At 44.8% G+C, this 1,766-nt stretch carries 2 protein-coding genes and 1 pseudogene; all 3 read right to left on the minus strand.

Annotation, left to right across the window (positions count from 1 at the left end):
* A pseudogene (locus tag AC1DWN_RS33280) lies at positions 1 to 258 on the minus strand (ABC transporter permease); the annotation flags it as partial.
* A complete protein-coding gene (locus AC1DWN_RS33285) occupies positions 255 to 1,169 on the minus strand; it encodes an ABC transporter ATP-binding protein (RefSeq protein ID WP_477563109.1) in 915 nt (304 codons plus the stop codon). The gene AC1DWN_RS33285 and the pseudogene AC1DWN_RS33280, both read right to left, overlap by 4 nt.
* A 58-nt stretch (positions 1,170 to 1,227) precedes the next feature.
* Positions 1,228 to 1,766, minus strand: a 539-nt coding sequence (locus AC1DWN_RS33290) for a sensor histidine kinase (RefSeq protein WP_477563110.1), incomplete at its 5' end; no start/stop codon positions are given.

A 1,766-nucleotide genomic window follows, 5' to 3' on the forward strand; every position in this document is an offset into this window, starting at 1 on the left:
AGTTTGATGCTCTACATTTGCAAGCAGTGAACAAACAAGAGTAATCCCTAGAAACAGCGAGATCGGAACGAACATAAAAATATTTTCCAGCAATACTCCCCATAAATTGTCCGCGTATTTAGTCGTCATATAATCATAGCGAACACCGAAATTGAGAGCCTGCATGGCGAGCAGTCCGACAGGGCCCAGAATGACAAGAAACCATATTCCTTTTCCGCGTATTTTCACGAAATCGGCGGCTAGTGCTTTTCCCATCATAGCCGTTTTCCCTCCTCGACAATCCGGAGGAAGAGGTCCTCAAGCGATTTTCTCTTTTCTTCGACACGATAAATAGAATGATTGCGCTCAACGAGACTTTTCACAATACGAGCGACAGCAGCATCATTTGTATGCTCCAATAGAATGGTCGAATCGGTAATAGCTGCGTCTACACCTTGTTCGCGCAGAGCATCTACTGCTTGCAGCGGTTCAGACACATGAAGCGAGATCGTTCCTTGTGCTTGTTGATGCAGATTAGAAATCGTATCCTGAAACACCATCTCGCCTTGACGAATAATGCCGACTGTCCCGGCCATCTGCTCTACTTCACTCAGCAAATGACTAGAGATGAGAATGGTTATGCCATGCTGCTTCGGCATGCTTTTAATTAACTCGCGAATTTCTAAAATCCCGGAAGGGTCGAGTCCATTCGTTGGTTCATCCAGTATGAGCAGCTCGGGACTTCCAAGCAGAGCGCTTGCGATGCCAAGGCGCTGCTTCATACCGAGAGAATAGCCTTTAACTGGACGCCGAGCTTCCTTTGTCAGACCGACTATTTCAAGCACCTCAGCCATTTTTTGCTTAGGAGCATCAATAATTTTGCGGATAGCCTCCAAATTATCTACGGCTGTCAGATGGCCGTAATAGGAAGGATATTCAACGAGTGAGCCTACCTTTCGTAATATCGAAAGCTTTTCCTTTTTGAGCGATTTTCCAAAAAGGTTAACGGTCCCTTTCGATGGCTTGATTAGCCCAAGCAGCATGCGGATCGTCGTTGTTTTACCAGCGCCGTTCGGTCCAAGAAAGCCGTAAATATCTCCTTTTGCTATTTTTAAATTCAGATTGGAAACGGCATAACGTCCTTTGTATAATTTGCTAAGCCCCTTCGTTTCGATAATCCAATCATTCACGTTAATCACCTCGATAACAACAATAACGCTCGAAGGTTAAAACGAAAGGGTGGCAAGTTTAAATTTTGTTTAAAAAATCAGTTTCGGCAGATTTGGGGTAAATCAAGACGCGAGTGCCTTGTTCTGAGGTTTCCGTTCGCCATTCGAGTCCCATCTCACGGATTAGATGCTCTACAATAGCTAGTCCGATGCCTGCTCCATTCTCAGACGATGAAGAATCAAGTCCTTCACCGTGATCAGAGATTACAAGGGCAGTACTTTCATCACGCTGCTCCAAGGTTATACCTATATATTTTCCGTTACGAGCATGCCGCACGACATTTTGGAACAGATTGTCAAGTATACGGCGAAAGCCTTGCTTATCGACGGTCCACGTCAATGGCTGATCCCGTAAATCTACATCTACTTCCATTCCTTCTTTCTCCCACAAAGGAAACCAAGCTGCAGCGCTTTCCCTTACAAGGCGCATTACGTCCTGTTGCTCAAGCTTCAGCGGATACCGTCCACTCGTCATCAATGTATAGGAGAGCAGATTTTCAATTAAGCTATCCAAATTGACGATTTTATTTTCCATTTGTACAATAGATTGCTGTCCGA

It is taken from the genome of Paenibacillus sp. P4_A7 (genome assembly GCF_056402455.1).